The organism is Bacillus glycinifermentans (assembly GCF_001042475.2).
Classification (GTDB): Bacteria; Bacillota; Bacilli; order Bacillales; family Bacillaceae; genus Bacillus; species Bacillus glycinifermentans.
Map to the genome: position 1 here is coordinate 138,621 of NZ_LECW02000012.1, position 21,619 is coordinate 160,239.

Consider the following 21,619-nt stretch of genomic DNA (forward strand, 5'->3'; position numbering starts at 1 on the left):
TGGACGGCGTCAGCTTAACGCCGGTTTTGCAGTTTTTTCTTTGACAGGATCGGCTGATGCAGTTCCTGTGAAGCGATCGAGAAATATCGCTCTTCCTGCAAGCTGCTTTGCGGATGAATGCTCAAGAAAAATGGCTCGTCCGGCAAACTCGGCGTCTCCTTTTGGCTGAGGCACAAAGCTGGCTGCGGCAAGGCTGGCGACAACGGCCGCTGACACGGCGGCAAACATCTTCTTCACTTTAACTCCTCCGTTCTTTTCAGGATTTGGTCTCTTGCATGATGAGACTCTTCAAAGTATTCGGCCGCATGTTTTGCATCACCATTTTTTTTATAGAAAAGCGCAATGTCCAATGTTAATTCTGCTATATCCGTCCAAAGATTAATCGTTTTGAGATATTCTAAAGCATGTTCGACTGTAAGCGAATCGTGTTCATCATACAGAGCATGGATAAGTCTAAATTTCGACAAATATTCCCTTTCTCCTGCTTTTTTTGCACGAGAAAAACCTTTTTTATACCATTCGCGCGCTTCATGAAAACGTTCTGATTTGTACAGGACATGCGTCAATTCAAATATGGAGTGGATTCCGTATACAGATTCTTCATGATCTTGCAGGCGAAGCGGTGTTATTTTCGATCTGCATTGCGTCTTTTAAAGCCTGCTTGTAGTGTTTTTCCGCTTCGTCAAAACGAAATAAGTCGAGTTTATTCGCACCTAAAATCATTTCGCTGCTTATCGCTTTTTGAATATAGTCATCATGCGTTTTGAAGGTTTTTAAGGCAGCTGTCGCGTGGTTTAAGGAGAAGAAATTTTGTTTGATTTGGTAGTAGGCGACCGCCATTTTGTAGTGGAATTCGGCATTTTCGATCTGATCGGGGATTTTTCTGAGCTTGTTCTCTGCGAGTTTGTAATAATTGATCGCATTTGTATAGTCCTTTTTATGAAATTCGTACATACCGGCAAAAAAGAAAAAATAGTATTCGATCATGTCGTCTGTACTTTGCATATCTGCTTTTAGATGCTGAATGTCTTCAAACAACCTGTTTGAAGCGGCAAATTCTTCTGTCAGCAGTTTATGCCGATAGTCTAAAAGGTTAAAATAGAGCAGCAAATCTTGATTTTCCTCCATGTTCGGAAGCTGATTCTCGATGTCATACTTTATGGAGACCGCTTGGGATATTTCATGGCGCTTGATCATGACGTACCATTGATTCAGCATTTTGGCGACTTCTTCATACGCAATTTTTGTTTTCAATCGATTATCATTCCCTTCTTCCTGATTCATTTTCCTTTTTATGGGTTGTTTTTCATTTTACAGAATCGAGCATTTTTTGACAATGCATTTTTCTAAATATTAGCAAAATTTCCTAATATCACTTATAATTCTTTTCCATCACTTAATTTTTGACAATATCATTAGCAATGTCTTAAAATTATATATGTAAATTGTTACATGTTTATATTTACATTAAAAAGGAGCTGTTCATATGAATCAGGATGTGCAAGATTTTGTCGGAAGCCACATGATCTATACTTATGAAAACGGCTGGGAGTACGAAATTTACATTAAAAATGATCATACGATCGATTACCGCATTCACAGCGGCATGGTTGCAGGCCGCTGGGTCCGGGATCAGGAAGTCAACCTCGTCAAACTTACTGAAGGCGTGTACAAGGTATCTTGGACAGAACCGACAGGCACTGATGTTTCGCTGAACTTTATGCCAAAAGAAAAACGCATGCACGGCATCATTTTCTTTCCAAAATGGGTTCACGAACGCCCGGACATTACCGTCTGCTACCAAAACGATTATATTGATTTAATGGAAGAGTCCCGTGAAAAATATGAGACATATCCAAAATACGTCGTTCCTGAGTTTGCGGACATCACGTTTATGGAAAACGCAGGCGCAAATAATGAAGAACTGATTTCCAAAGCGCCGTATCCAGGAATGACGGATGACATTCGCGCCGGAAAACGGGTGTAAACATGAGGCTGAAGGATTCCTTCAGCCTTTTTTATATAAGGACTGGACTTTTGACAAATCGTTCAGCAGCGCTTTAATGTCCGCCTGTGACAAAGGTACAAGCATTTGGTCGTAAAGTGTGATGATCTGCCCGTCTGCTTCATCTTCATGCTGCTTCAAATATTGCTGCAAGGCTTCAAGCTGGTTTTCCTTTAAACTGGTCTGCGTGTGGAACTGCTTAACTTTTTTAAGAGAAAAGACGTTCATCTCCTGATCAAAATCACCGGAGACGATCTGCCCTTCGATGAAAGACATGTGTACCACTCCTGCACGTTTTTCATCAGTTTGCCCGTTTTTCTCAAAAAAGAGCCATAAAAAAACAGCAAGGTTATGACACCCTTGCTGTTTTTTATATCGCCGGCTTATATCCCTGCTTTTCCATTTCCTTATACACGTCCTTCAGCTTCGGATTTCCTTCGCCGACGACTTGGTCACCGACGAGGACCAACGGATAGAAGTATTCGTCATTTAATATTTTTTGCGTTATCTCCAGTTTTTTCGGATCGTTCTCAGGAGGCTGATGAATATCGATGTACGTAATCGTGAACGGCTGGCCGGGATACTTTCTTTTGAGTGCGGCTTCGAGCCATTCGTACGTTTCTTTTGATGACGGAAGGTTCACACAGCTCGGACAAAGAACATCTGCGCCGTAAACAAAAAGTTCGGCTTGTTTTGTCATATCAACACGCTCCTTTCCCTTTTTTTATTTTAGTCTATTTTCGCCCCGCTCTCCATAAAAATCGTTTTTTGTCTTTGGGGGCAAATATGATATAATAGGTGGGAAAACGCTGAAACTAAACAATAGCTTTTTATTGTTCGACTGAATATAATGGTTGTATGATTTGAAAGGAGCGATATGAATGGCGACAGAAGTCGAAATGAAAGAACAGGTGCAGGAAGTGCTGGACAAACTTCGTCCGTTTTTGCTTCGTGACGGCGGTGACTGCGAGCTTGTCGACGTTGAAGACGGCATCGTAAAGCTTCGTCTTCTCGGCGCATGCGGAAGCTGCCCGAGTTCCACGATCACGCTTAAAGCCGGAATTGAGCGCGCGCTCTTGGAAGAAGTTCCGGGCGTTATTGAAGTAGAACAAGTATTTTAATAGCAAAAAGGCTGCCAAACAAAAGTGGCAGCCTTTTTTATTTACAAGTGGCTGTCAAACCATCCGGCGATATATTGCAGCCGCTTGATGCGCTGCTTCGGGTGGCCGCTTCGCGACAAGTCGTGGGACGCGTTCGGAAATCTGACAAGCTTTACGTTCTTCCCCATTTTTTTCAGCGCTGTAAACAGCTGTTCAGCCTGTTCAATCGGACATCTGTCATCGCGTTCGCCGTGAAGGATCAAAAGCGGGGTTTCAACCCTTTCGGCATATTTCAGCGGCGAACGATCCCACAGTTTGTCCGGGTCTTCAAAAAGGTCTGCTCCAAGCTGCCAATCCGTGAAAAAGTAGCCGATGTCGCTTACGCCGTAAAAGCTGACCCAGTTGGAAATCGACCTCTGCGTCACCGCGGCTTTAAAGCGGTTCGTATGGCCGACGGCCCAGTTTGTCATAAAGCCGCCGTAGCTTCCGCCTGTGATTCCGAGTCTGTCCTGATCAATAAAATCGTGATGCGCGTGAACATGGTCAACGGCTGCCATGACATCGTCGAAGTCTCCGCCTCCGTAGTCGCCTCTCACTTTGTTGACGAAGTCCTGGCCATAGCCGTGGCTTCCCCTAGGATTGACATAGACGACTGCGCTGCCTTTGGCGGCAAGCACTTGAAATTCGTGAAAATAGGCGTTCGCATACATCGCGTGCGGTCCGCCGTGAACCTCTAAAATGAGCGGATATTTTTTTCCTTCCTCAAAGCCGGCCGGCTTCATCAGCCACCCGTGCACCGTTAAGCCGTCGGCCGTCTCAAATTGAAATTCTTCAGGTGTTGAGATGATGTGCTCCTTAACGAAATCCTCATTGGCATCCGTCAGGCGCTTCGCTTTATCTTCGCCCAATGCAATATCATACAGCTCACTCGGCCAAACGGGCAGGGCGATCGAAGCGGCAAACCCCGTTTCATCCGGGCGGAGGCTGAATCCGTTCAGATGCTCTTTTTCCAGGCGGACCGGGTAGGCGAGGCCTTCTGTCGATATGTAATAAATGCCCGTTGATCCCTGATCGGTCCCGATCACGTAAAAACCGTTGCCATCCTTCGTCCAGGCCGGTTTTGGCAGTACACCTCCGACAAGGCTGTCCCCTGCGACCGCATCGTTTAAATGAACGTCAAGCATCTCGGTTAGGCATGTCAGCTCGTCTTTTTCAAAATCGTACATCCAGGCTTTATCAAGCGTCGCATTTTGGAACTCCTTTTCGTGCCCTAAAAAGGCAAGGCGTTTTCCGTCAGGAGAAAAAGACAGGGATGAAAAGATCCCGTTTTGTCCCGTCAGGCGTTTGAGCTCTCCGCTTGACAGCGTCATCAAGTAGACGTCGTTTACACGGTTGTCATCTTCTTCGGTCAAATTGGCGCAAAAAGCGATTTTCTCCCCGCAAGGTGAAAACGCATGGCTGACATGATCCCTTTCGCATGCGGTGATTTGCTTCATGTCCCCCGTTTCGATCTGGACGAAGACAAGCTGCGTATATTTCCCCCTTTTAAAGCCCTGCCCGTCTGCTTTATATGTTAAAGAATCGACTTCCAATGGTTCGTAGTCTTCGATTTCGGGCTTTTTTTCGTCTTTGACGCTTTCGGTTTTCGTCAGCTTGACAGAGCAAAGCAAGTAGTTTCCGTCGGGCGACCATTCAGGCTGCACGACGTCATAAGGAATGTCTGTCACTTTTTTCGCTTCGCCTCCAGCCGTATGGATCACATATACCTGTGACGAATCATCCCGGTTTGATGTAAATGCGAGCATCCTGCCGTCAGGCGACCATCGCGGATGCTGATTTCTTCCTGTTCCGAACGTCCATTGCGCCGTTTCCTCTGTTTCGGTATCAAAGACCATGATGTGCGCATCATACGAATCTTGTTTTTTGTTCACTTTTGTTTGTACATAAGCGAGTTTTTTGCCGTCAGGCGAATATTGGGGATCTGTAACCGATGCGAGCCTCGTAATGTCTGCTTCCATTATGAGCTGCTTCAATCGCGATTCTCCTCTCTTGTTCAGTGTCTATACTCTATTTCGACTTCCTAAATAAAAATCCTTGTTTTCCCGGCAAACTAAAAAAGAGCCTGTAAAAGCTCTTTTTAGTCGGCTGGGGATGCGCTTTTCACCGGTTTTCTTTCGACGGCTGCTCCTGTGTCCGGCACATGGAGGCAGTCGACTTCACAATGCGGAAACTTTGACGCGAGCCTGGCTTTCAGTTCTTCTCCTTTTCCTTTTTCAATAAAGGAGAGAATCGTCGGTCCCGCGCCGCTCAAAGCCGTTCCATATGCGCCGCACAACCCGGCTTCATGCTCGACCTTGGCAAGTTCGGGAACGAGCGCCCTCCTGTACGGCTGATGAAAAAGGTCTTTTTTCATCATGTGTCCGACGAGGTGCCAGTCCTTTGACATGAGCCCGGCCACAAGCAGATTGCTGACTGCACTTGCCTCGACCGCTTTTGAAAACGTGAGGCTTTCCGGAAGAACGTCCCGCGCATCTTTTGTCAGAACTTCGTAAAAAGGAATGACAACGACGACATCGATGTCTACGTCCTTGATCGAGACAAGCTGTGTCTCGTCCTTCTCGTGAAGTCCGATGACAAGGCCTCCTGAAAGCGAAGCCCCGGCATTGTCGGGATGTCCTTCTTCAAGGCTTGCAAAATGCAGTTTATCGCGTACAGACAGCTTTAAGTCAGCCAGTTCGTTTGCAAGCTCCACGGCAGCGGCAATCGCAGCCGCACTGCTGCCGAGCCCGCGGGCAAGCGGGATGTCGCTCCACACTTTGACAAGGCACGGCGGAAGCTCTTTTCCAAAATGGGCGGCAGTCCGCTTGGCTACTTGATAAATCAAATTTTCCGTTCCGGCGGGTATACCTGCCACGACGTCTGTTTCAGCTTCAAACCGCCACTCGTCACAAGGAAAAACAGACAGCTTTAAATAGCGTGATAGCGCCATTCCGACTGAATCAAAACCCGGACCCAGATTGGCAGTACTTGCCGGAACCGTAATGGAAAACAGCATGTCAGCCTCTGTCATACACGTGCGGCTCCTTTTAAGTGCTCAAGAATTTTTTCCTCATCAGTCGGCAGTGTGACCGGTTTGATGTTTGAGACATCGATGGCTGTATTTGGATCTTTCAGGCCGTTTCCGGTTAAGACGGCAACGACTTTTGCCCCCTGCTGAATTTCTTTCGTTCTCAGCTGCTTCAGCACGCCGGCGACTGACGCGCAGGAGCCCGGCTCGGCGAATACGCCCTCTTCCCTCGCCAACAGCCGGTATGCGGAGAGGATTTCCTCATCTGATACTTCATCGATTTTTCCGTTTGATTCGTTTGCGGCATTGACCGCCTTGTCCCAGCTTGCCGGATTTCCGATTCGAATCGCCGTCGCAACGGTTTCCGGATTTTCTATCACCCTGTTTTTTACGATCGGAGCAGCGCCTTCCGCCTGAAAGCCGCGCATGACGGGCAGACCTGTGCCGTGTTTTTCATGGTATTCTTTAAAACCTTTCCAGTATGCCGTAATATTTCCCGCATTCCCCACCGGAATCGCAAGGATATCAGGGGCGGCGCCAAGCTGCTCGCAGATTTCGAACGAAGCCGTTTTTTGCCCTTCGATCCGGTAAGGGTTTACGGAGTTCACCAATGCAATCGGCTCTTTTTCACAAATGCTGCGGACCATTTTCAAGGCATCGTCAAAGTTACCGTCGATCGCGATGATTTCAGCCCCGTACATGACGGCTTGAGCCAATTTTCCAAAGGCGATTTTTCCGTCCGGAATGATGACGATGCACTTCATATTGGCGCGGGCCGCATACGCCGCAGCGGCAGCTGACGTGTTTCCCGTCGAGGCGCACATGATCGTATCATTGCCCTCTTCCTTCGCTTTAGCAACAGCCATCACCATCCCGCGGTCTTTGAAGGAACCTGTCGGGTTGACGCCTTCGGTTTTCACATAAAGCTCGATGCCGAGCTTTGCAGATAAGTTTTTCAAGTGAATGAGCGGCGTGTTTCCTTCGTTCAATGTCAGCTCCGGCGTCTTGTCTGTTACAGGCAGATAGTCTTTATATTGGTGAATGAGTCCTTTCCACATTAGCTCCAACCGTTCCCTTCTACTCGATAAGTGCTTTTGACCTGATGAACGACTTCAAGATCGTCCAGCTTTTTCAAAATGTCTGCGAAATCTTCTTCAGACGTATGATGCGTGACGATGACGATTTCAGCCAGGTCGTCATTGTCTTTGATCGGAAGCTGCAGGATCTTTTCAAAGCTGACGCCTCTTTCCGAAAAAATCGCGGTGATTCTTGAAAATGAGCCGACCTGATCTTTGACATGGATTCTTAAAAATTGCTGGGCAAAAACTTCAGCGGGCGACTTCATTTTTTTCTCAAACTGCGGATCGACAAAGCTGCGGCCGTTCACACCGAGGCGCATGTTTTTCATGACGGACACCAAATCTGAGACAACGGCGGTTGCAGTCGGCATGCTGCCCGCCCCCGGTCCGTAAAACATCGTCTCTCCGACAGCTTCCCCGTATACGTAGACCGCATTGAATTCGTTGTGAACCGATGACAGCGGGTGATGATCAGGAAGCAATGTCGGCTGAACGCTGACTTCGACTTTTTGGCCGTCGCGCTGGGCGATGCCGATCAGCTTCATCGTATAGCCCAGCCGTTTGCTGAAGTTGATGTCTTCATCAGATACCTGGGAAATCCCCTTTACTTTCACGTCTTCAAGGTCGACATTCATGGAAAAGCCGAGCCTTGCCAAAATTGCCATTTTCCTTGCGGCATCAAGGCCTTCCACATCGGCGGTCGGATCAGCTTCCGCGAAGCCGAGCCGCTGCGCTTCCTTCAGCACCTCTTCGTACGGGGCCTTTTCTTTGTTCATCTTCGTCAGGATGAAGTTGGTTGTTCCGTTGACGATTCCCATCATTTTTGTGATTCTGTCTGAAGCAAGGCCGTCTTCAAGCGTCCGTAAAATCGGGATTCCTCCGGCAACGCTCGCCTCAAAATAAAGATCGCAGCCGTTTTCCTTTGCCGCGGCTAAAAGCTCTGACCCGTAAAGGGCAATCAAATCCTTATTCGCCGTCACGACGTGTTTTTTTGCGCGGAGAGCGTCAAGCAAATACCGCCTCGTCTGTTCGATGCCCCCGATGACCTCGATGATGACATCCACTTCCGGATCTTCTATCACGTCATAGGCTTCCGTCGTCAAAGCCTCTCTGGGAAGCTCGACATCTCTTTTTTTATCTTTATCTTTAACTAGCACTTTTTGGATGGTGACAGGGCATCCGACCTGATGCACCAGTTTGTCCTGATGATCCTGGATGATTTTCACCACTCCGCTCCCGACTGTTCCTAAACCTAGAAGCCCGACTCGTATTGCCTTCACTAAAATTCCACCTTTCTATCTGATCGTCCATTACGAAAGGACATTTGTAAACATAACGCAGACATTTAAGTTACAAACATTATAATGGGGGATTTTTGTTTTGACAAGATGACGATTGCTGAAAAAAGCGATTGTAAACGCTTGAGTTGTTGATATAATAAGATTCTATAAATTCAGAAATATTTTTGTAAGAAAATCTTCCGGACTAAAAAGGCCGGAAGCGGAGGGCTAAATCTCCGTTTTCGCCGGTTTGCCGCTCAGGACGAGCGCAATATTTTCCGCACAAAGCCTCATCATTTCTTCCCTCGTTTCTCTGCTTGCGCTTCCGATGTGAGGAAGTGCGGTCACCTGCGGGAGACCGGCGAGCGGATGTTCCTTTGAAATCGGCTCTTCGGCAAAGACATCAAGGCCTGCACCGGCGATTTCGTTGTGAACAAGCGCGTCATACAGATCCCGTTCATCGACGACCCGTCCTCTTGAAACATTGATGAAAATTGCGCTTTTCTTCATCTTTTGAAAAGCTGAACGGTTAAACAGGTGTTTCGTTTCCTCTGTCAGCGGCGTCAGGCACACGACAAAGTCGGCTTGTCCAATGAGGTCATCAAACGATGCGTAGGAAGCGCCCAGTTCTTTTTCAGCTTCGGGATTTCGTTTCCGGTTGTGGTACAAAATATTCATGCCAAAGCCTTTTGCCCGCCTTGCCACAGCCCGTCCGATGCTTCCCATGCCGACGATGCCGATCGTTTTATGATGCACATCGGCGCCTGCCAGCAAAAGCGGTCCCCAGCCCGTCCATTTCCCCTGCTTGATCCATTCGCTCGCCTCAATGATTCTGCGCGCTGCCGCAAGCAACAATGCAAAGGTTAAATCGGCGGTGGACTCCGTCAATACATCCGGCGTATTGCAGCAGATCACGCCCTGTTTTCTTGCGGCTTCCACATCGATATTGTCAAATCCGACCGCCAAGTTGGCGACCGCTTTTAAGCGGGTGGCTTTTTGCAATAGCTCCGCATCGATCCGGTCCGACAGCATGGTCAAAAGCCCGTCGGCCGTTTTTGCTTTTTCAAGCAGGACGTCCCTCGGACACGGCTCATCCTCTTTTTCCCACATCTCGATATCAGCCAGTTCTTTTAATGGAGAAAGCTGTTCTTCGGATAATTTCCTCGTCACGTATACAAACGGTTTGTCCATTGTGCCACATTCCTTTCTAAGAGCTGATTTCTTTTAGCATATCGAAAAAAGTGGCAAAAGTTAAGAGCCTCATGCGACTAAGAAAGAACACCCAGGCCTTAAGGTGTCCTTTTCAGCCAATTGACAGAAGGCATGACAGCCAATCCTCCTGATCTTATGCTGACCATCTCCTGAAATCCGCTCAGAAACCGTTCATACGCCGGTACCTGGGACAATAGATGGTCGAGTTTGTTCTCATAATAATGGTGCTCTGATTCCGGAGAGATATAATAGCCTTCAACCGTTTCAAAGTAATGAAGCGGAAACAGGAGCCTGCTGTACATGAGCCGCTTTGAAAAGGAAGAAAGCGGGCTGACCTGTTCATATTGCTGAAGAAATAACATCACCTCATTGAGATCGCCTTTTTGCTGAAACAGGCTTCTGGCGTATTCTGCGAGATCGCGCGCAGCATGATCAAACACCCATTCTACGGGAACCTTGACCAAAGGCTCCTGCTTCCATGTCTCACAGGTGAGGCGCTGCTGGCAGATCGTCCCGGAATCAGCAGCCTGGGGCTGATCATCCAATTCGGTATCTGCCAAATATTGAATAGCGTTTTCCGTTAAGCCGAGATAATAAGGGAACGATTCGATAAACCGTTTTTCAAAAGGCTGCAATGGCTGTGACTGCGATTTTTGAATCCAGAACTGCTCGAGCTGGTCGAGGCGTTTCCCCCACAATTCTTTCCACTGGCCGATCCTTGTCGTTTCTTTTACTTCATAAGGATAGCCTCTCCCCTTTTGATGAAATTCGGCGAGCTCCGTACCGAACGGAAAAGACCGGTTCGTAAAACGGGGCACCGCCTGAAGCAGCACATATGCCGTTTTTCCGTCCCTAAAAGTCATCTCCCCGTCCTTTGTGAACAAAAAAGAGGAAACGTATGGGTCGCGCTGTTCTTGCAAATACTGACTCATGTAATACAGCTCCGCGAGTTCGGCTTGGCTTAAATGGGAAACCGGGGCGATCAAAAACATGGAGTTGGGTGTTTGAAAGGTCTGGTAGGAGAGATATGACGAAAGTTCGCGAATGTAGATTCCGAATTTTTCTTTGATCAAATCCTTCACCATACAACACTCCTTTAAAAAATGGCCTTCTACACATCGTAATCCATCAAGAAGCCATTTATGAGTGAAAACGTTCTAAAATCGTTACGTTTTGCAGGACGTTTGTATACACTAAGTAAAAAAGATTGGGTGAATACGATGCCGGAAAACAACAGCATGCACAAAATAGAATCGGCAGCAAAAGAGTGGCTGGAAAAACGGGGCGTCAAGATTTCCGAGATTGCGGATCTTGTCTACCTTTTACAAAAGAAATATCATCCTGACATTACAAAAGAAGAATGTGAAGCGAATGTCAGCCGGGTCTTGAAGAAGCGCGAGGTTCAAAACGCCGTGCTTACCGGTATTCAGCTCGATATGCTGGGAGAGCAGAAAAAGCTGTTGGAGCCTCTGCAATCCTTAATTGAGACAGATGAAAGCCTTTATGGCGTCGATGAAATTCTGTCATTTTCGATCATCAATTTGTACGGCTCGATCGGTTATACCAATTACGGCTATATCGATAAAATAAAGCCCGGGGTGCTCGCCCGCTTAAACGATAAATCAACCGGGGAATGCCATACCTTTTTGGACGACATCGTCGGCGCCATTGCAGCCGCGGCCTCAAGCAGGCTCGCGCACCGGGCGAAAGACGCCGAATAAAGCAAAAAAACACTTGCCTTCACGCGGGGGCAAGTGTTTTCGTTTTTAGATGCGGTCCATCCATTCTGTCAGCGAATCGATCGTGTAAGTCGGCTTTTTGGCGTAAGCTTCAAGGTGTTCTTTTTTCGTCACTCCTGTGTGGACAAGAAGCGTATCCATTCCGGCATTCACGCCGGCCATAATATCGGTATCATAGTTGTCGCCCACCATCAGCGTCTCGCTGATGTCAGTTCCGAGAACCTTCATCGCCTGCTCCATAATGATCGGCTCAGGCTTTCCGATAAAAATCGGCTCTGTGCGCGTTGACACGGTCAATACTGACGTCAATGACCCGTTTCCAGGCAAAAGGCCTCTTTCGGTCGGAATCGCGATATCGCCGTTCGTCGAAATAAACGTCGCTCCATTCCGAATCGCCAGACAGCCGACGGCAAGCTTTTCGTATGTAATGCCGCGGTCGATGCCGACGACGACAAAGTCGGCGTTTTCCCCGCCGAACGTCAGGCCTTTTTCTTCAATGGCCCTGCGGATTCCTTCTTCTCCGATCACATATACGGAAGCACCCGGCTTTTTCTCGGCGATGAAGTTTGCCGTCGCCATGCTTGTCGTAAACACCTGCTCTTCCGTTGCCGGAATATCAAAAGATACAAGCTTGTCCGCCACCTGCTTCGGCGTGCGCGAAGAATTGTTCGTCACGAATAAGTATGGAATGTTCCGCTCCTTCAGCTTTTTCACGAATTCGCAGGCTTCTTCGATTTTTTCCGTTCCTTTGTACATTGTTCCGTCTAAGTCGATTAAATATCCTTTGTATGTTTTCATGTGTTACACTCCAGTTTATTAATGCGGTTTAAATGCGGATACAGGACCGAGCTCATTGTTTAAATAATCGCGGATCCGGACGGGAAATGCCTCAAGCGCTTCCGCGTGCGTTTTCAGCAAGTTTTCCAATTCCCCGTGGCTGACATTTAAATAATCCTGAACGAGCGCTTTCCGGCAGGCGATCAGCTGTTTCAGATCTTCGCCTTCCGTTTGGCTGACGACCTTCTCATCAGCCAGTATATCCATGATGTCGTCATAGCTTCCCGGATCTCTCATAATGAAGCCGTCAATCATATCGTTTCCTACGTCCAATATACTTTCGATCAGCGTATGGCCGATCCTCTCAAGCGCCTTTTTTTCGATGTCTGACGCCCATTCAGTCTGCTTGTGAAACAGCCGGAGCTGTTCTTCAAAAAAATTCAGCGTGTTTTCAATTTTGTTTCGATCGACAAAATACATAGCGGCATCCCCTTTTATGACCGATTATTTTCGCAAGCGTTTTAACACAAAATACGCGCAGCCGAAATTGCAGTATTCGTAAATATATTCATCAAGGGTGCTGATTTTTGTATCAAAGGTCGCCTTTTGATTTTGATCATCAAAAAAGCCTTTCAGCCTCAGCTGGCTGTACCCCCAGTCCCCGACAATGTAGTCGTATTTATTTAAAATATCAGAGTATCTTGCTTTAAACGCGTCTTCATTAAATCCGTTTTTCACATCTTTGACGACTTCAAATGCAGCGTTCTGAACGACAATCATTCTTTTCACCTCTTTTATATGATAATTCAAACACCAGCCGCCATCAATTGCTAAGAATAAATCTTCCTCTTTGGAAAAGCTATAGATAAGGAGGAAATGCAGGATGAAAACAAAAATGCTTTTAACTATTTTGCTGCTGGCTCCGCTGTCCGGATGCCAGCAGGCTTTAAACGATAAGAATCACAATGATATTTATGATGAAGACGGCAATACCGTCCACGTCGCAGATCGGAACCGCCAGTACAACCAAAGCTTCAGAAACGATGATCGAAAAGGCAGGTTCGGTTATGCGCGCCATCAGGCAACCCCTGTTAAAAACAAAGATAAAACACAGGCCCCAAAAATCAACCGGGAAGAAATGGCTCATATTATATCTAGTTTAACGGTTCAGCTTCCCAATATTCAAGATGCCTCGGCGCTTGTAACGGATGAAGAGGCGCTTGTCGTCTACCGGACAGGTTCGAAGCAGCGTGAGGAAACCGCTGATCAGGTGAAAAAAACGGCGGCCTCCGTCGTTCCGAGGTACTACCATATCTATATATCGGATAATCCGAATTTAATGCAGTCCATCGCCAACTTCAGCTCGCTCGGCTCCAATTCAAGAAACGTCGATCAGCTGATGGCCGATACGATCGAGGAAATGAAAAAATCACCTCAAGGAAACGTTTCGACGGACGGAAAGGGAAAAAAAACCGAATTCTAGGACACGAAAAAAACGCCAGACATTCTGGCGTTTTCAATTTGTCCTTCGGCAATCAGGCATTGGCCTGCCGTTTTTTGGACGCTTCATTGACCTGTTCATCGGCATGGTAGGAAGAACGGACAAGAGGCCCTGCCTCACAGTGGCTGAAGCCTTTTTCCATGGCGATCTCTTTCAGTTCGGCAAATTCATCAGGGTGGTAGTATTTCTGCACTTTCAAATGCTTTTTGGACGGCTGCAAATATTGGCCGATTGCCATAATGTCGACGTTGTTGGCCAGCAGGTCATCCATCGTTTCAATGATTTCTTCTTTTGTTTCGCCAAGGCCGATCATGATGCTCGATTTCGTCGGGATATCAGGCTGCATTTCTTTGGCGCGGCGCAAAAATTCCAAAGAACGTTCATATGTAGCTCTTGCACGGACTCTCGGCGTCAGCCTGCGGACCGTCTCAATGTTGTGGTTCAAAATGTCCGGCCGGGCATCCATAAGCATTTTTAAATTATCGTAGTCTCCGCCCATATCGGAAGGAAGAACTTCAATTGTCGTAAAAGGATTTTTTCTCCGGACGGCGCGCACGGTTTCTGCGAAAACGCCAGCTCCTCCGTCCTTCAAATCGTCCCGGGCGACGGCTGTAATGACCGCATGCTTCAGATTCATGAGGCTGACGGAATCCGCGACGCGTTCCGGTTCTTGCAAATCAAGCTCTGTCGGCAAGCCGGTTTTCACCGCACAGAAGCGGCAGGCTCTCGTACAGACGGATCCGAGAATCATAAACGTTGCAGTCCGTCTGACCGCCCAGCATTCATGAATATTCGGACATTTCGCCTCTTCGCACACCGTATGCAGGTTGTTTTCTCTCATTAATTTCTTTAGGCCCGTATAGTTTTTATTCGTATTAAGCTTTATTTTCAGCCATTCGGGCTTTCTGAGGTGCTCGTCTTTCTTTGCCAATTCCATCAACTCCACTCGTGGATAGTAATCATGTTTTGCTACGAAAATGTAAGGACTTAGGCGATGGATTTCGTCCCTTGCCTGTTGGAACCGCTTAAAAAACTTAAAAACTTGTCTTTAGTCACTTTAACATACGACAGATTTGCGGACAAGACATTGGTTTTTTTCAATATAGAATTGCTAACATTTTCTTATTATCGTTTCTACCGTTTGTCGCACACTATACACAATTAAACGGAAAGGAGCCAATGATATTGTGAAAGTCGTATTATCCGTTCTCATTCTCCTTTTAGCCATCGTTCAGCCTTGCGCTTTGGGAAAGGAACATACAGCGTCAGTTCTAAAAAAAAGGATGGCGCTTTACCATAGGGCGGAAGCTGCGACCCAAATCCCCTGGTACGTTTTCGCTGCCGTTGATCAATACGAAATCAACATTCGCAAGAACCGCAAAGACCTGCCGAAAAAAAAGGGATATACCGGGATCTACATTCCGCAGGACATCTGGAGCGGTCCTGAAAATCCAAACCAAAATGATACATCTCCGCTCAGCATTAAGGTGTTTGACGGAATCGGAATGGACGGCAATGGAGACGGCCGGGCGGAAGCTGATAATGACGACGATGTCCTGTATACGTTCGGCAAATATTTAACGACATATGGAAACGATCTTGCAAACATCCGCATCGGGCTTTGGGAGTTTTACGAAAGGGATCAGTCGGTCGGCATCATTACGGGATTTATCAAACTTTTTCGCAAATACGGCCACATTGATTTAGGCGCGCACGCGTTTCCCCTCCCCATCCGGTCGGATTACAGCTACAGAAGCACATGGGGAGACGCCCGCGGCTTCGGGGGCAGACGCATTCACGAAGGAACCGACCTGTTTGCCCATCACGGAGTTCCTGTTCGGTCGACATGCTACGGAATCATCGAAATGAAAGGCTGGAACCGCTTTGGCGGCTGGAGAATCGGAATCAGGGACATCCATAATACGTATCACTACTTCGCCCATCTGAACGGATTCAGCAAAGGTTTAAAAGTCGGGCAGATCGTCGAGCCCGGCCAGGTGATCGGCTCCGTCGGAAACACCGGATACGGGCCTCCGGGCACGTCGGGAAAATTTCCGCCCCATCTCCACTATGGCATGTACAAGGACAACGGCAGAAGCGAGTGGTCATTTGATCCGTATCCTTATTTAAAAGCATGGGAGCGAAAAGAGCTCAGGCAGAAGAAAAAATAAAAACATCCCGTTTCCCCCGGGATGTTTTTACTCTTTTTCTTCGGCTTTTTCGTCTTTGGACGGAATTTGGATCGACGGGGACGTCCGGCTTCCGCTGCCGCTGTAGAAATCGGGCACATCTCCGTGTATCGCCTGAATCGTCGCCGGTATCGTATTTTTGACAACCGCCGTCTTTGTCGCAAACGGAATGACGACCCGCACCTTTACTTCGACAAGCACGCCGATGTTAATTAAGGCGTTATTAATCCCGTAAGGCTTGACGCTTTCTTTCACATCTGTAAAGACGTCGCCGACGATGTTGAGGCGCACGGGAATTTTTGGACCGAGGTTTCCGAGCAGCGAGTTGCCGGTGGTCTGGCCGAGGGGAATTTGATAAATGACGCCGTCATCCCGGCCTTCTGTCGTTTTTGCAGAAGAATTAAATTCTTCCGTTTCGGTTTCTTTCAGATTGTCGTGAAGCGCATGTGTAATTTTATTTTTCATATCCGTGACAACGTGTGAATTAAAATCGACCGTCGTTACTTTTCCGTTTTCGCTTGTTTTCATCTCGATCATGTTCTGTACATTTTTGTCTTTGCTAATATAGCTTTCGACCGCTTCCTGGATGACATGCGTTGCAATTCTGTTCGTTTCCATTTCCGCAATGTTCAAAAGCGTCGGCTTGATCGAGGAGTTGATGATCAATAAGCTGACCGTTGTTGAAAATATAAATATCACAAAAGAAAGGAGCATGACATACCGAAAAGGCAAAGGTCCTCTTTTAGAAAGAGGGCCGCGAAATCTCCGCAATGCAAAATCCCCCCTTACATCACAATGTGTATGCTTGTAAGAGAGGATATACGCTTCAAACAGACAACTTTTACTCCGCCATTTTTAAAAGCGCCTCTTTGCCGCTCATGCCGGCGTTTATGCCGAGTTCTTTGGCCGCGTCTGTAACCGATTCGAGCGGGGCGCTGAGAAGCTCGTCGATCGTTCGGACCCCGACCGCTCTTGCGGCGACGATTTTCCGTTCCTTTAATTTATCATTCAGCAGGGCGACATCAAGCGCTCCGCACATAATATATCCATGATCGTTCGTTACCGCCATAAAGTTCGTTTTCGGCAGTTTGACGGTCACAGCGATGAACGGCCGGTCTTCTATCATAATCGGAGTTACATTCACCACTTTCAAATCCCCCCTTTACCATTAATGTATGGCAAAAGCGGGGGACTTGTTCCCGTTTACCAGAAGAAGCTTTCTCAACGATCGGCCCGGCATGTCTGTTCCAGCTTCCAGGCCAACAGATCCCGCAGGAATTCCGGCATGAAATATTCAATGTCACCGGCATCACGAATCGCCGGGAAAAGGGTTCCGAGCGTAAACATGTCAATGGTTGCGAGCGTATACGTGCGGCCCGGCTCGATTTCGGCTCCGGCGACTGTGAGCTTTTCTGCATCAAGAGCGGAGTACATCATTTTTCCCATCACCTTTCCCCGGAAGCCGAGCCCTTTGATATGAAGCTGCTCCATTTCCTCAGCTGAAGCCTGGAGGACGATTTCCTTCAACTCATCTCCCGTCAGTTTTACTTTGACCGGGTTGATCGGGTGCGGACAGATGCGGTGGATGTCGCCTCTTGTCACCGGTCCGGCTGAAAGGGAGCCGAGCAGAATTCCGGCATTGACCATGCCGATATCGGCATCACACCATTTCTTTAGCGCATCGGCCAGCATTTGAGGCAGAGCTGAAGCTTGGAACCATTCGGCTGTAAGCGGATGATCCAATTGAGCCACTTCCTCCCGAAGCACAGCCCGGGCCTGCTCCATTTTTTCCATGAGGAAAGCAGATGTTTCCTCCGATTCTCCGTTCCAATCTGAAGTCTTCTGTACACTCGCTTTTTTTTCGGAAACGGTCCTCCTGTCAAGATCAAAAGTCAGTTCGACATGGCTGGCATAGTTTCCATACTTTTCGGCGCAAGCGAGCAAAACGCCGTTTTTCATCATGCCGTCCTCCAGCAAATGGTGCGTGTGGGAACCGAGGATCAAATCGATTTCGGGAAACCGCTCCGCTGCCTTTTGATCGTCCAGGATGCCCAAATGAGAAAGAAGGATCGTGATGTCGGCTTTTCCTTTGACTTCTTTCAGCACCCGGGCGATGCTTTCAAAGGCGTCGGTTACCTTCCAATCGAGCTGTGCATAGATCGGATAATACGGGACCGTTACGCCGAGTACGGCGATCGTGATGCCGCTTTTTAGCGTTTTGATCCAATACGGCTCTGCCCATGACGGTCTGATTCCGCTTGTATCAAACAGGTTGGAAACGATGACCGGAAATTCCGCTTGACGATAGAGCGCATCGAGCTCTTCGTGCGGGAGCGTGATTCCTTCGTTGTTGCCAATCGTGACCGCGTCATAGCGCAGACGATTCAAGAGCTCCACATTCGCTTTTCCGAAGGTCGCTTCAGATATCGGGTGAAACCTGTCGACATGGTCGCCGATATCAAACAGAAGCACTTCCTCATCTTCCGCTGTGTGTTTTTGCCTTTGTTTCCCGATGTAATCAACGATGGCCGGCCAGTTTTCAAAATGGCTGTGCAGATCATTTGTATGATAGATATGGAGCTTTTCCCGCATGCAAATCTCTCCCTAACGTATAAACTAAAATGCGCTTTGATAGATGAGTCTGAGTCCGACCAGAATCAGAACGAGCCTCATGATGAAAACGATCGTTTTCGATTGCATCTTTTTATTGATAAAAGCGCCGAGCTGCCCCCCGAACCAGGCGCCCGGTATGAGCGCCAAAGCATAAAGCCAGTTGACATGGCCGCTCACAACGTGGCCGACAGATCCTGCAATCGAAGAAAGGAAAATGATAAACATCGATGTGGCGACTGCGACCCGCGTCGGAAATAAAAACAGGAGCATCATCGCCGGCACCATTAAAGAGCCTCCGCCGATCCCGAATAAACCGCCAAGGAAGCCGACGAAACACGCGATTGCGATTCCTGCCCAAGGCTGGTAGGAATACGTGTAATCGTTCCCCTCGTCATCTTTAAACGTTCTGATGATGCCGGTGTGCTTTTTGTCCAACTGCTTCGCTTTTTTCTTGATCATGAGCGACAAAGATATCAAAATCATAAATATTCCAAACCAGAGGGAAAACGAATCCGTGCTGAAATATTTTGACACATGGGCGCCGATAAGGCTTCCCGGCCCGGACCCGATAAAAAAAATAAGCCCGCTCTTATAATCGACGGTTTTGTATTTCATATAAGCGATCGTTGAAGACAGGCCCGTAAATATGATGACAAAAAGCGAAGTGCCCACCGCCATTTGCGGTGTAACGTGGTGAAATAGCCCCGTAAAGCCCGATAAAAAAAGCAAAGAAGGAACGATGACGATCCCGCCTCCAAGGCCGACGAGACTGCCGATGGTTCCCGCGATCAAACCGAGTATGATCAGTATAAAATATTCCATGAATAAGTCCTTCTTTCATTAGCTGAATAAATCGAGCTGCCTTGGCGTAAGCCCTTGATATTCAAGGCCGAGCAGCTCCATCATTTGTTTTCCGTTCGCGGCCGCGTCGCCGCCTGAATTGTTGTTGAACAGCACGTAAAGGTCTTTCGACTGCCGCTTTAAAAGTTCCAGGTTTTTCGTCCAATCTTTCAATTCCTGTTCATTATATAAATACAAATACCTGACTTCCCGCCAGTTTTGCCCTGAAGACGGACGAGCCCAGCCTTCCTTATTGCGGCCGTGAAAACGGACGAGCGTCTTTTCGCTGTCTGTCGCATGAAGAACGGTCGGAACGCTCCCTTCCCCGATCTGCGGTTCATCGCAAATGCTGTGTATCCAGCCTTGTTCTTTCATAAAGGCAAGCGTCTTATCGTGAAATTGGGGCATGAACCATGACCTGTGCCTGAATTCAAGCGCACACGGGACGTCCCCCATTTTCTCCCTGCACCACCTTAAGTAATTGACGTTTTCTTTTCTGCAGTCAAACCAGGGCGGAAACTGGAAGAGAACCATCGCTAGCTTTCCAGCCTTTATGTAAGGGGCGAGCGACAGTTTAAAGGCGTCAAACATCTCATCCTTTGAATCAAAGGGAATGTCGCCGCGCTGATGGCCGGTCATTCCCTGATAGGCTTTTATGATAAATTGAAAGGACTCCGGCGTTTCTTTTACCCATTTTTCGTTGTTTTTTTTCGGCTGGATTGCGTAAAAGCTTGCATCAAGCTCGACGATCGGAAAATGGGACGAATAGTGTATCAGCTTTTTTTGGCTGTTTGTCTTGGGCGGATACAGGCTGTCATGATCCCCCCATCCGGTTAATCCGATATAAATCAATCTCGTTCACCTCTCTTTTTAGTTTATCACAGGTTTTTTCGAGAATCCTTTATTTCGGCCTGCATGTTAGCATTTCCTTCTCCCGAATCTTTATCATAAAAAAGAAGCCGGCACAGCCGGCTCCTTAAGGCGTTTTCTTCGGAAAAAAGGTAAAGCTGAAGCTATAGAGAAAATCGATGGCGAGAATGACGGACCATAAAGCAGCAGTACGGATTAAAGCTTCGGTTCTGTCAAAATCACCGATAAACAAGTGCAATCCACCTAAAAGCGCCGCCCCGATCGCCCAGGCGGCAAAATGACGAAGCCAGCCTGCCCGCTCTTTTTTGGCGTGTACCTTTCCGTACAGCGGCCTTTTGTCAGGCTTCGGACCTCCGGCAAAGCGATGGGCGAACCGGACATCCGCCCATTTGATCATCCGGCTGCCGAATGCGACGCTGACCCCGATGTAGACGGCAGCCAGCGCATGCAGAGTATCCGCTTTTGCCCCATTGTACAAATCGGCGGCCGTCGCTATAAGCAGCAGCAAATCGAGTACAGGCGTTGCGGCTAGAAACAACAAGCCGATTTTTTTCATACCGGCAATATATCGAAAAAACAGACCTAACAGAATAAACACCCAAAATCCGATTTCACAAGCAATAATCAGCAATCCGATCATCTATGTTTCCCGCTCCTTTTTAATACATTTGTGCTAAAAAGATAATAACACAGATGTATGAAGTAGCACAAGTGTGTTATAATGAATATATGCCAAAAATCGTTGATCACGAAAAACAAAAAGAAAAAATTGCCGAGGTCGTCTGGAAGGTGATCCAAAGAGAAGGACTTGACCATTGCACCGTCAGAAAAATCGCGGAGGAGGCGGGGCTTTCCGCTGGAGCCATGCGCCATTACTTCCCGAATCAGTCCCAGCTGTTCATCTATTCTATGCAGCTGGTCACAAACCGGGTGAAGGCCCGCATCGAACGGATGACATGGACGGGAACGCCTGCCGACGATGTAAAGCAGCTTCTGCTTCAGTTTTTGCCCGTAGATGAAGAAAGAAAGCTGGAAATGGAAGCATGGCTGTCATTTACGGCGAAATCGCTCAGCGATCCGGAGCTCCGGCCGTTACGAAAGGAGATGAACGAAGGAATTTATTCAGCCTGCCAAAAGGCTGTTGAAGCGCTGGCGCAATCCGCCGGAAATCCGGATATTGATGTGCCGATGGAAACGGAGCGGCTGTACGCCCTTATCGACGGACTTGCGCTCCACTCGGTCCTGGAGCCCGGACAAGTGTCGCAAGAAGTGATCGATTCCGTGCTGACAAGCCATTTAAAGTCCTTGGCCATGTAACAAAAAAAAACAGCCTGATGGTGGATTCAG

General features: G+C 47.8%; 24 protein-coding genes and 2 pseudogenes. 6 read left to right on the forward strand and 20 right to left on the reverse strand.

What is annotated here, in order from left to right; translation table 11 throughout:
- Positions 1-9: 9 nt before the first annotated feature.
- Positions 10-228, reverse strand: coding sequence for a hypothetical protein (locus tag AB447_RS08765; protein WP_232517726.1), 219 nt, complete (start codon positions 226-228; stop codon positions 10-12).
- A 5-nt stretch (positions 229-233) separates the two neighbouring features.
- A pseudogene (locus AB447_RS27400) lies at positions 234-1,254 on the reverse strand (response regulator aspartate phosphatase).
- 244 nt (positions 1,255-1,498) lie between these two features.
- On the opposite strand from AB447_RS27400, the gene AB447_RS08775 reads away from it, so the two are divergent.
- Entirely contained in the window at positions 1,499-1,987 is a 489-nt protein-coding gene (locus AB447_RS08775) for a phenolic acid decarboxylase (protein ID WP_065894769.1), read from the forward strand.
- 21 nt (positions 1,988-2,008) lie between these two features.
- Here the strand turns inward: AB447_RS08775 and AB447_RS08780 are convergent, their stop codons facing one another.
- Both AB447_RS08780 and AB447_RS08785 read right to left on the reverse strand, forming a co-directional pair.
- A complete protein-coding gene (locus AB447_RS08780; protein ID WP_046131661.1) occupies positions 2,009-2,281 on the reverse strand; it encodes a hypothetical protein in 273 nt (90 codons plus the stop codon).
- A gap of 94 nt (positions 2,282-2,375) precedes the next feature.
- Positions 2,376-2,705 (reverse strand): YuzD family protein, encoded by a 330-nt coding sequence (locus AB447_RS08785; RefSeq protein WP_046131636.1) that lies wholly within the window; start codon positions 2,703-2,705, stop codon positions 2,376-2,378.
- A 158-nt stretch (positions 2,706-2,863) separates the two neighbouring features.
- On the opposite strand from AB447_RS08785, the pseudogene AB447_RS08790 reads away from it, so the two are divergent.
- Positions 2,864-3,126, forward strand: a pseudogene (locus AB447_RS08790) (NifU family protein).
- Between the two features lie 41 nt (positions 3,127-3,167).
- On the opposite strand, the gene AB447_RS08795 reads toward AB447_RS08790, so the two are convergent.
- The 6 genes from AB447_RS08795 to yutH form a co-directional block, all read right to left on the reverse strand.
- Complete coding sequence (locus AB447_RS08795) at positions 3,168-5,138, reverse strand: S9 family peptidase (protein ID WP_048353184.1); 1,971 nt, start codon at positions 5,136-5,138, stop codon at positions 3,168-3,170.
- A gap of 104 nt (positions 5,139-5,242) precedes the next feature.
- Positions 5,243-6,175: a homoserine kinase gene (gene thrB, locus AB447_RS08800; protein WP_048353185.1), complete on the reverse strand. Its 933-nt coding sequence runs from the start codon at positions 6,173-6,175 to the stop codon at positions 5,243-5,245.
- A complete protein-coding gene (gene thrC, locus AB447_RS08805) occupies positions 6,172-7,230 on the reverse strand; it encodes a threonine synthase (protein ID WP_048353317.1) in 1,059 nt (352 codons plus the stop codon). Before thrC ends, thrB begins: the two co-directional genes overlap by 4 nt.
- Positions 7,230-8,531: a homoserine dehydrogenase gene (locus AB447_RS08810; protein ID WP_048353186.1), complete on the reverse strand. Its 1,302-nt coding sequence runs from the start codon at positions 8,529-8,531 to the stop codon at positions 7,230-7,232. Before AB447_RS08810 ends, thrC begins: the two co-directional genes overlap by 1 nt.
- A gap of 228 nt (positions 8,532-8,759) precedes the next feature.
- A complete protein-coding gene (locus AB447_RS08815) occupies positions 8,760-9,722 on the reverse strand; it encodes a 2-hydroxyacid dehydrogenase (protein ID WP_048353187.1) in 963 nt (320 codons plus the stop codon).
- Positions 9,723-9,820: 98 nt separating this feature from the next.
- Positions 9,821-10,828 (reverse strand): spore coat putative kinase YutH, encoded by a 1,008-nt coding sequence (gene yutH, locus AB447_RS08820; protein ID WP_048353188.1) that lies wholly within the window; start codon positions 10,826-10,828, stop codon positions 9,821-9,823.
- Positions 10,829-10,963: 135 nt separating this feature from the next.
- Between yutH and AB447_RS08825 the strand changes: the two genes are divergently transcribed.
- Positions 10,964-11,464: a phosphatidylglycerophosphatase A family protein gene (locus AB447_RS08825; protein ID WP_046131642.1), complete on the forward strand. Its 501-nt coding sequence runs from the start codon at positions 10,964-10,966 to the stop codon at positions 11,462-11,464.
- Positions 11,465-11,509: 45 nt separating this feature from the next.
- On the opposite strand, the gene AB447_RS08830 is transcribed toward AB447_RS08825, so the two are convergent.
- From AB447_RS08830 to AB447_RS08840, 3 genes are read right to left on the reverse strand one after another with little or no spacing between them, the layout of a single operon-like run.
- Entirely contained in the window at positions 11,510-12,280 is a 771-nt protein-coding gene (locus tag AB447_RS08830; protein ID WP_048353189.1) for a TIGR01457 family HAD-type hydrolase, read from the reverse strand.
- Between the two features lie 18 nt (positions 12,281-12,298).
- Positions 12,299-12,739, reverse strand: coding sequence for a DUF86 domain-containing protein (locus AB447_RS08835; protein WP_046131644.1), 441 nt, complete (start codon positions 12,737-12,739; stop codon positions 12,299-12,301).
- A 24-nt stretch (positions 12,740-12,763) separates the two neighbouring features.
- Entirely contained in the window at positions 12,764-13,039 is a 276-nt protein-coding gene (locus tag AB447_RS08840; RefSeq protein WP_048353190.1) for a YutD family protein, read from the reverse strand.
- A 103-nt stretch (positions 13,040-13,142) separates the two neighbouring features.
- Here AB447_RS08840 and AB447_RS08845 point away from each other — a divergent pair, with 103 nt between their 5' ends.
- Complete coding sequence (locus AB447_RS08845; protein WP_048353191.1) at positions 13,143-13,742, forward strand: YhcN/YlaJ family sporulation lipoprotein; 600 nt, start codon at positions 13,143-13,145, stop codon at positions 13,740-13,742.
- Between the two features lie 52 nt (positions 13,743-13,794).
- Here the strand turns inward: AB447_RS08845 and lipA are convergent, their stop codons facing one another.
- Positions 13,795-14,691 (reverse strand): lipoyl synthase, encoded by an 897-nt coding sequence (gene lipA, locus AB447_RS08850; protein WP_046131646.1) that lies wholly within the window; start codon positions 14,689-14,691, stop codon positions 13,795-13,797.
- Positions 14,692-14,947: 256 nt separating this feature from the next.
- On the opposite strand from lipA, the gene AB447_RS08855 reads away from it, so the two are divergent.
- Positions 14,948-15,931, forward strand: coding sequence for a M23 family metallopeptidase (locus tag AB447_RS08855; RefSeq protein ID WP_048353192.1), 984 nt, complete (start codon positions 14,948-14,950; stop codon positions 15,929-15,931).
- Positions 15,932-15,958: 27 nt separating this feature from the next.
- Here the strand turns inward: AB447_RS08855 and yunB are convergent, their stop codons facing one another.
- The 6 genes from yunB to AB447_RS08885 all read right to left on the reverse strand — a co-directional run bounded on the left by yunB (position 15,959) and on the right by AB447_RS08885 (position 20,912).
- Positions 15,959-16,720 carry a sporulation protein YunB gene (gene yunB / locus AB447_RS08860; protein ID WP_048353193.1) on the reverse strand — a complete coding sequence of 254 codons (762 nt, stop codon included), beginning with the start codon at positions 16,718-16,720 and terminating at the stop codon, positions 15,959-15,961.
- 70 nt (positions 16,721-16,790) lie between these two features.
- Positions 16,791-17,096, reverse strand: coding sequence for a YunC family protein (locus tag AB447_RS08865; protein WP_048353194.1), 306 nt, complete (start codon positions 17,094-17,096; stop codon positions 16,791-16,793).
- Positions 17,097-17,170: 74 nt separating this feature from the next.
- The gene (locus tag AB447_RS08870; protein ID WP_048353195.1) at positions 17,171-18,541 is read right to left on the reverse strand and encodes a bifunctional metallophosphatase/5'-nucleotidase; all 1,371 of its coding nucleotides are present in this window, start codon (positions 18,539-18,541) and stop codon (positions 17,171-17,173) included.
- Between the two features lie 24 nt (positions 18,542-18,565).
- On the reverse strand, positions 18,566-19,384 hold the full coding sequence (locus tag AB447_RS08875) for a sulfite exporter TauE/SafE family protein (RefSeq protein WP_048353196.1): 819 nt from the start codon (positions 19,382-19,384) through the stop codon (positions 18,566-18,568).
- Positions 19,385-19,402: 18 nt separating this feature from the next.
- Positions 19,403-20,254, reverse strand: a complete 852-nt coding sequence (locus tag AB447_RS08880; RefSeq protein ID WP_048353197.1) for a DUF72 domain-containing protein — start codon at positions 20,252-20,254, stop codon at positions 19,403-19,405.
- 124 nt (positions 20,255-20,378) lie between these two features.
- Entirely contained in the window at positions 20,379-20,912 is a 534-nt protein-coding gene (locus tag AB447_RS08885; protein WP_048353198.1) for a hypothetical protein, read from the reverse strand.
- 53 nt (positions 20,913-20,965) lie between these two features.
- Here AB447_RS08885 and AB447_RS08890 point away from each other — a divergent pair, with 53 nt between their 5' ends.
- Positions 20,966-21,589, forward strand: coding sequence for a TetR/AcrR family transcriptional regulator (locus AB447_RS08890; RefSeq protein WP_232517708.1), 624 nt, complete (start codon positions 20,966-20,968; stop codon positions 21,587-21,589).
- Positions 21,590-21,619: the final 30 nt, after the last annotated feature.